This is a genomic window from Peribacillus sp. NPDC060253 (assembly GCF_042727425.1).
GTDB lineage: Bacteria > Bacillota > Bacilli > Bacillales > DSM-1321 > Peribacillus.
The window spans coordinates 1-7,832 of the sequence record NZ_JBHXAS010000169.1; the positions used below are offsets into that span (position 1 = coordinate 1).

Annotated in this window: 8 protein-coding genes and 1 riboswitch; of the genes, 1 reads left to right on the forward strand and 7 read right to left on the reverse strand. The window is 41.6% G+C overall.

What is annotated here, in order from left to right:
• The first annotated feature begins 57 nt into the window (after nucleotides 1-57).
• Complete coding sequence (locus tag ACFWE9_RS24705) at nucleotides 58-528, forward strand: YslB family protein (protein WP_230154829.1); 471 nt, start codon at nucleotides 58-60, stop codon at nucleotides 526-528.
• A 66-nt stretch (nucleotides 529-594) separates the two neighbouring features.
• Here ACFWE9_RS24705 and ACFWE9_RS24710 read toward each other — a convergent pair whose 3' ends face one another.
• The 7 genes from ACFWE9_RS24710 to ACFWE9_RS24740 form a co-directional block, all read right to left on the reverse strand.
• Nucleotides 595-1,827 carry an aspartate kinase gene (locus ACFWE9_RS24710; protein ID WP_230154827.1) on the reverse strand — a complete coding sequence of 411 codons (1,233 nt, stop codon included), beginning with the start codon at nucleotides 1,825-1,827 and terminating at the stop codon, nucleotides 595-597.
• Between the two features lie 89 nt (nucleotides 1,828-1,916).
• Nucleotides 1,917-2,093: riboswitch (Lysine riboswitch) on the reverse strand.
• Nucleotides 2,094-2,154: 61 nt separating this feature from the next.
• Nucleotides 2,155-3,927 carry an excinuclease ABC subunit UvrC gene (gene uvrC / locus ACFWE9_RS24715; protein ID WP_377359300.1) on the reverse strand — a complete coding sequence of 591 codons (1,773 nt, stop codon included), beginning with the start codon at nucleotides 3,925-3,927 and terminating at the stop codon, nucleotides 2,155-2,157.
• A gap of 100 nt (nucleotides 3,928-4,027) precedes the next feature.
• The gene (gene trxA / locus ACFWE9_RS24720; protein ID WP_061464310.1) at nucleotides 4,028-4,342 is read right to left on the reverse strand and encodes a thioredoxin; all 315 of its coding nucleotides are present in this window, start codon (nucleotides 4,340-4,342) and stop codon (nucleotides 4,028-4,030) included.
• Nucleotides 4,343-4,550: 208 nt separating this feature from the next.
• A complete protein-coding gene (locus tag ACFWE9_RS24725) occupies nucleotides 4,551-5,528 on the reverse strand; it encodes an electron transfer flavoprotein subunit alpha/FixB family protein (RefSeq protein ID WP_230154823.1) in 978 nt (325 codons plus the stop codon).
• 62 nt (nucleotides 5,529-5,590) lie between these two features.
• Complete coding sequence (locus tag ACFWE9_RS24730) at nucleotides 5,591-6,364, reverse strand: electron transfer flavoprotein subunit beta/FixA family protein (RefSeq protein ID WP_230154822.1); 774 nt, start codon at nucleotides 6,362-6,364, stop codon at nucleotides 5,591-5,593.
• A gap of 133 nt (nucleotides 6,365-6,497) precedes the next feature.
• Nucleotides 6,498-7,271 (reverse strand): enoyl-CoA hydratase, encoded by a 774-nt coding sequence (locus tag ACFWE9_RS24735; RefSeq protein ID WP_377359303.1) that lies wholly within the window; start codon nucleotides 7,269-7,271, stop codon nucleotides 6,498-6,500.
• A gap of 125 nt (nucleotides 7,272-7,396) precedes the next feature.
• Nucleotides 7,397-7,832, reverse strand: a 436-nt coding sequence (locus ACFWE9_RS24740) for a TetR/AcrR family transcriptional regulator C-terminal domain-containing protein (RefSeq protein WP_377359305.1), incomplete at its 5' end; no start/stop codon positions are given.

Genomic DNA, 7,832 nt, shown 5'->3' on the forward strand with positions numbered 1-7,832 from the left:
GTATAATTTGCAAAAGAAAAACGTTTATAATAGATTTACAGAAAGAGGCGATAATCTATGAAAAAAAATATTGCTGCTGCGATAGAAGAAGAAATTGAAACTGAACAAATTCAAACTGAAGATTTCCAAGTTCCAGCTTTCGGATATGAATTAATCAGAGAAGTTCTATTGAACGATATTCTCGGAAAAGACTCTAATCAAATCCTCTATTGGGCAGGTAAACAGCTAGCAAGAAAATTTCCATTGAATGGCGATCAGGAAATTATTGGATTTTTCCAGAGCGCTGGATGGGGCAATCTCGAAATCATGAAGTATACGAAAAACGAGATGGAATACTCATTGACCGGTGAAATAATCAGCCGCCGACTGGATTTACATCCTGACTGTCACTTCCAACTTGAAGCCGGCTTCCTTGCCGAGCAGTTTACACTGCAAAAAAAATTCCTCAGCGAATCAACGGAAGAAGTCAAACGCCGCGCAAAAAAGGTGACATTCACCATTCAATGGGATCCCAGAGATCCAATCTAATAAGCCCATAAAACAGACTTACCCTTTTAACCGGAAGTCTGTTTTTTTATTGGGCTCCATTCATTCTCAAGCTAGTACATTTGCATGCTGTCCAAGTTTAAATGCTTCATGAAGAGATTCGACAGCCTTCACCATTTCCTTTTCATTGACAACTGTCGAGACTTTTATTTCCGATGTGCTAACCATTTTCACTTGGATGCCTGTATGGGCCATCACTTCGAACATCTCGGCGGCCACTCCTGGATTGGATACCATACCGGATCCGACGATGGACACTTTGGCCAAACCGCCTTCCGTTTCAATACGATTGAATGCCAATTTTTCTTTATTATTTTCCAGCACGATCAAGGCTGCTTCCGTATCTTCACTTTTAATGGAGAATGATAGATTGGTGGTATCCTCGGCGGTCATGCTTTGAATGATAATGTCCACATTAATTCTGTTTTTCGCAAGTGTCGTGAAAATTGTTGATAATACACCAAGTGATTGGGGCAAACCATATACTGTGACTCTTGTAATACTGTCTTCAAAAGCAATGCCGCGTACGATTAAGTTTTCTTCCATAGTTGCTTCCTCCTCAATGATCGTTCCTGATTCTTTCTCCATGCTCGAACGGACTTCAAGCGGAATTTGATAGTTTTTTGCATATTCGACAGCCCTTGGATGAAGGACGCCTGCCCCCAGATTGGCAAGTTCCAGCATTTCATCGTAAGAAATGGATTGGAGTTTTCGAGCGCCTTTTATGTAGCGTGGGTCCGTTGTGAAAACACCCGTTACATCCGTATAAATATCGCATCTATCCGCATTCAGCGCTGCAGCGATGGCAACCGCCGTCGTATCGGAACCGCCTCGCCCTAAGGTAGTGATCTCCCCATTTGCATCGTTCCCCTGGAAACCGGCTACGACCACTATTTTCTTTTCCAAAAGCTGAGCTTGGATCCTTGAAGCATCGATGTTTAAAATCCGGGCATTCCCATGAACGGATTCCGTTTGCATGCCGGCTTGCCAGCCAGTATACGAAATGGCTTCATGTCCTTCTTCAATCAATGCCATCGTTAACAAGGAAATCGTTACCTGTTCTCCTGTAGTCAATAGCATATCCATTTCCCTCTTGCTCGGGGATCCGGAAATATCACGGGCCATGGAAACCAATTGATCCGTGGTTTTCCCCATAGCCGAAACAACGACGACTACCTCATTTCCATTCTCCGCTTCCTCGATTACCCGTTTGGCAACATTTTTGATTTTTTCTACGCTACCGACGGATGTTCCGCCGAATTTTTGAACGATTAATGCCATCCTCATGCACCCTCTCTACCTTTTTAGGCAATAAAAAAAGCAATGAGAAATATCTCATTGCTGTGATCACATATCTAATACTGTAAACACAGTGAGATAGCTCTCCAGGGTATAAACCCTGACAATCCGCCATTTATTAAATGTCAGACCAGAAAAACAAGGTATGAGTCTTGTCTTCCTTCGGCGTCCTCCCCTTTCAAAACCTATCATGGAAGCTCATACTTCTCCAGGTTTTTACTCTTGAATTCCGCACCTCTATCAGCACTTTTAAGTTGTCTAATTAAAAATTCCTTCTAATCATAGCATAGAGATTTATCGCAAGCAAGATTATTCTTGCAATTTTCTAACGATTCCCTCGGCTACCCCTTTTGGCATGCCTGCGTCCATAATTTCCTCGGTCGTTGCCTCTTTGATTTTCTTCAATGACCCAAAATGCTTTAATAATTGCTTTCTCCGCTTTTCCCCGACTCCTGGAATATCATCAAGCTGTGAGTGAACCGCATTTTTCCCGCGTAGCTGGCGATGAAACGTAATCGCAAACCGATGCACTTCATCCTGAATTCTTTGCAATAAGTAAAATTCCTGACTCCGTGAATCAAGCGGAACAAGTTCAAGCGGGTTGCCAATCATCAATTGCGATGTTCTGTGTTTTTCATCTTTAATCAAACCCGAAAGTGGAATATCAAGGCCCAATTCATTTTCCAAAATATCTCGAACTGCTTCCACATGTCCCTTTCCGCCATCAATGATGATTAGATCCGGAAGTGGCAGCCCTTCTTTCAATACTCGTGAATATCTTCTTCGAACCACTTCACGCATCGATTCATAATCATCAGGTCCCTGGACCGTTTTGATCTTATATTTGCGGTACTCCCTTTTTTCCGGTTTCCCATCAATGAACACGACTAAAGCGGAAACAGGGTCACTTCCCTGGATATTGGAGTTATCGAAGGCTTCAATTCGATGCGGGGTATAGATGCCCAATTGGAACCCGAGGTTTTCCACGGCTTTGATCGTTCGTTCTTCATCTCGTTCAATCAAAGAAAATTTTTCCTGTAGGGCGATGGAGGCGTTTTTATTCGCCAGTTTAAGCATATCTTTTTTCGCTCCCCGTTTCGGGTGAATCGTTTTCACACCAAGCAGCCCTTCGGCCATTTCGGCATCCACTGATTCAGGAAGCAAAATTTCCTTTGGTTTAAAGTGGTTGGTAATCTCGTAAAACTGACCCAGGAATGTAAGAAGTTCCTGTTCCGGTTCATCATAGACAGGAAAAAGTGAAACATCCCTTTCTATCAATTTACCCTGTCGCACAAAAAATACTTGAACGCACATCCAGCCTTTATCATAGGCAAAGCCAAATACATCACGGTCGATGAAATCCGTCGTCATCATTTTCTGCTTCTCCATCGTGATATCGATGTGGGCAATTTTGTCACGGAACTCCTTGGCCCTCTCGAAATCGAGCTCTTCGGATGCCTCCAGCATTTTTTCTGTCAGTTCTTTTTTTATCTCGGTATGGCCGCCGTTCAAAAACCGATTGATATCCTCCACCATTTTTTTATATTCCTGTTCCTCTACATCATATACACATGGAGCCAGACACTGTCCTAGGTGATAATAGAGACAAACTCGATCCGGTAAGGTATTGCATTTTCTAAGAGGATAGATGCGGTCAAGTAATTTTTTCGTCTCGTTAGCCGCAAAAGCGTTCGGATAAGGACCGAAATATTTCCCTTTATCCTTTTTGACTTTTCGCGTAATGATTAGACGGGGATGCCGTTCCGCCGTCAACTTAATAAAAGGATACGTCTTATCATCCTTAAGCATGACATTATATTTTGGATCATGTTTTTTGATTAGGTTCAACTCTAAAATAAGAGCCTCGATATTGGAAGAGGTGACAATGTATTCGAAATCCTCTATCTCATTAACGAGCCGAAATGTCTTTCCATCATGGGATCCCCTGAAATAAGAACGGACACGGTTTTTCAACACTTTCGCTTTGCCTACATAAATGATCGTTCCCTGACGATCTTTCATTAAATAACAACCAGGTTGATCGGGAAGAAGGGCAAGTTTATTCTTTATTTGTTGGTTCATATATACAGCCTCCTGTTATCCCATTTTCAATATTATATATCAAGATAGCGAAAAAAGCTTCAAGTCCGCAGACTTGAAGCTTTTTTTAGCTATCTTACTATTAAGCGTGTTTTGCAATAAGTTCAGCAAGAGCTTCTTTTGGTTGGAAACCAACCACTTTATCCACCACTTCACCGTCTTTAAGGACGATTAATGTCGGGATGCTCATCACACCGAATTTTCCTGCTGTTTCTTGGTTTTCATCTACATCAACTTTTACGATTTTCGCTGTATCGCCAATTTCAGTATCAAGCTCTTGAAGTACAGGAGCGATCATTTTACAAGGTCCGCACCATGGTGCCCAAAAATCTACAAGAACGACACCTTCGTTCGTATCAGTCGTGAAAGTTTGGTCAGTTGCATTTACAATAGCCATATATATTTCCTCCTCAAATTTACTCAAATAACTAAAGACAGTATACCATTGAAGGTAGAAACGATGCTAACATTTTGCTTCAGTGGTAGGATGTCCTAAAAAAGAGCGAATATGCAGGCTTAACGCTTTCCCTATTAGCCCAAATAAAGGGGCAAGACGTGTATCGGCTTAGCCGAATGTCTTGCCCCTTGTCTTTCATTTATTTGATTTACGCGTTAACTTTTAGTTTTTTGAATTCTTCCGTCAGTAATGGAACGACTTCGAAAAGGTCTCCGACAATTCCGTAGTCAGCTACATTGAAAATGTTAGCTTCAGGGTCTTTGTTGATGGCAACGATAACTTTGGAGTTGGACATGCCAGCTAAATGCTGTATCGCTCCAGATATTCCGCAGGCAATATAAAGGTCAGGTGTAACGACTTTACCCGTTTGCCCGATTTGCAGAGAATAATCGCAATAATCCGCATCACATGCACCACGGGAAGCACCTACCGCTCCGCCAAGAACTTGTGCCAGTTCCTTTAATGGTTCAAAGCCATCTTCACTTTTCACACCACGTCCGCCTGCAATGATCACTTTTGCTTCTGAAAGGTCGACCCCTTCACTTGCTTTTCTAACAACATCTTTAATGATGGTGCGTAAATCCTTAATATCCACACTTAATGTAGAAACATCACCAGAGCGGGACTCGTCTTTCGCTAATGGTTCAATATTGTTCGGACGGATTGTCGCGAAAATCACTCCATCTGTAACAATTTTCTTTTCAAATGCTTTACCAGAATAAATCGGGCGGGTAAAAACGATATTTCCGCCTTCTTCTTCAATGGAGGTAACATCTGAAATCAATCCTGATTCAAGCTTTCCAGCCAATTTAGGGGCAAGGTCTTTTCCGAGAGCCGTATGCCCGAAGAAAATTCCTTCTGGCTTTTCCTGCTCGATGACGGCAAGCAAGCTTTGTGCATAACCATCTGATGTATATTGTTTCAATTGATCATTTTCAACTGCAACAACCCGGTCTGCACCATGCTGAATCAATTCATTCCCAAAATTTTGAACACTGTCACCAACTAAAACACCTACGATTTCTCCGCCATCAGCAGCAAGTTTAGCCGCACCGATAGCTTCAAATGATACATTTCTTAGTGAACCGTCGCGAACTTCGCCCAATACAAGAAACTTTCTAGCCATTTATAAAAACCTCCTGGTATCTTTTTGTTGTGTGTTGTTAGTTCAGAAAAGAACAGTTTTGATTAAATCACCTTTGCTTCGCTGCGTAATAATTGAACAAGTTCGCTAACTTGATCACCGATCTCGCCGTTCAATACCTTTCCAGCCTCTTTTTTAGCGGGAAGATAGATTTCTATCGTTTTTGTTTTTGCTTCAACATCTTCTTCTTCCAAATCCAGGTCATCCAATTCCAATTCTTCAAGCGGTTTTTTCTTCGCTTTCATGATTCCTGGTAATGAAGGATAACGTGGCTCATTTAACCCTTGTTGAGCGGTCACCAACAATGGAAGAGATGCTTCGATCGTTTCAGAGTCCCCTTCAACATCGCGGATAACGCTTACATTTCCAGCTGCGATTTCCAATTTAGTGATGGTTGTAATATAAGGAATTTCCAAAATTTCTGCAACGCGTGGTCCCACTTGACCAGAGCCGCCATCGATTGCAACGTTTCCTGCAATGATTAAGTCTGCATTCTTGCCTTTTAAGTATTCACCTATGATTTTGGCAGTCGTGAATTGGTCACCATTTTCTATGTCGTCTTCTATATTAATCAATACGGCTTTGTCGGCACCCATAGCAAGCGCTGTACGTAATTGCTTTTCAGCCTCTTCGGTTCCGACTGAAATTACCGTTACTTCGCCGCCATGTGCATCACGCACTTGGATTGCTTCTTCGACCGCATACTCATCGTATGGATTGATGATGAACTCTGCTCCATCCTCATTAATTTTCCCGTTGGATAGAGTAATCTTTTCTTCTGTATCAAATGTTCTTTTCAGCAGCACATAAATGTTCACGATAATACCTCCCGAATAATTTGAGTTTTGAAGATTATGAATATTATTGATATATATAATTGTATTCTTCAGATTTCATCAAAATCCTGCATAATATTTAAAAATAGTTATTTATATATGAAGGGAAATCATATCATTTCCCTTTGAATACAGCTTCTCTTTTTTCAATGAAAGCTCCAATTCCCTCTTGTGCATCAGCCGTATCGAAAGCTTGGCCAAAGAGAACGGCTTCCCGTTCCACACCTTTATAGTAGGAATCATGCTTAGAAAAATTCAATAGCTCTATAGCCGCCTTTAACGCAAGAGGACTCTTCTTGGCAATTTTATTGGCTAGCTCCACCGCTTTTGGAATTAGTTCTTCATCCGTGTAGGCATGATTTGCCAGCCCGCATTGTACGGCTTGGATACCAGTAATCGGTTCACTTGTAAACAGCATCTCAGCTGCTTTTGCTGTACCCACATAACGAGGAAGTCGTTGGGTGCCTGCAAATCCAGGTATTAAGCCGAGCTGAAGCTCAGGCAAACCTAGTTTTGCCCTTTCGGTTACCAAACGGATGTGACAGGACATAGCCAGTTCCAATCCTCCGCCAAGCGCAGCTCCATGAATGGCTGCAATGACCGGTTTTGGAAAAGATTCAATTTTTTCAAATACAGATTGACCATTCTTGGTCAGTTTCTCGAAAGCTTTACCGTTTTTCACTTCTGTAAACTCTTTAATGTCTGCTCCTGCAGAGAAAAATCTTCCTTCACCATGAAGAAGGACAACCCGTACGGCTTCGTTTTGCTCAATTTGATCGAAGGCCAGTGACAACTCTCCGATGATTGCCGAGGAAAGCGCATTTGCGGGTGCATGATCAATCGTTATAAAGGCCACATGATTTTCGACAGAAAGCTTTAGGTATTCCATATCTATCCCTCCTGGCATGCTAGTCAAACTTTTTTGAAAATTTAATATGTATCACTTCCCAATGAATCCGGAAAGCAAAATTAACCGATTTTTGGAGGATGGCTAGCCATCCTCTATAAAAATCGTTAACTTCTCAAGCCACAGCCGCCAAGTAGAAGGCGGTGAACGTCAGGTGCAAGGTCTGAGAGCGAATACTTTTGCTCATTCATGACCCAAGTCGTCACTGTTTCGTCAATCGTTCCAAAAATCATTTGCCTTGCAAGCAAATTGTTTAAATCAGGCATGAACTCGCCGTTCTCTTTTCCTTCTATAATGATCTGATCGATTAAATTTAAATATCCTCTTAACACATCATTAATTCTTAGGCGTAATTCTTTATTCGACTGTCTTAATTCCAACTGAGTGACAATTGCTAAATTCACGTCTTCTGAAAGGTTTTGAAAATGTTTTTGTATGAGTACAAGCATTTTTTCCGAAGCTGTGGTCTTTCCTTTTAGCTCTTCTTCGATCTGTTCCACAAAATAGCCCATCTTTTCATGGAATAATGATATTAATATATCT

Bases quoted from the DNA above. Each gene is read 5' to 3' on its own strand.
- trxA (WP_061464310.1), bottom strand. From the start codon at position 4,342: ATGGCTATTGTAAATGCAACTGACCAAACTTTCACGACTGATACGAAC.
- ACFWE9_RS24735 (WP_377359303.1), bottom strand. From the start codon at position 7,271: ATGGAATACCTAAAGCTTTCTGTCGAAAATCATGTGGCCTTTATAACG.
- ACFWE9_RS24710 (WP_230154827.1), bottom strand. From the start codon at position 1,827: ATGGCATTAATCGTTCAAAAATTCGGCGGAACATCCGTCGGTAGCGTA.
- ACFWE9_RS24705 (WP_230154829.1), top strand. From the start codon at position 58: ATGAAAAAAAATATTGCTGCTGCGATAGAAGAAGAAATTGAAACTGAA.
- uvrC (WP_377359300.1), bottom strand. From the start codon at position 3,927: ATGAACCAACAAATAAAGAATAAACTTGCCCTTCTTCCCGATCAACCT.
- ACFWE9_RS24725 (WP_230154823.1), bottom strand. From the start codon at position 5,528: ATGGCTAGAAAGTTTCTTGTATTGGGCGAAGTTCGCGACGGTTCACTA.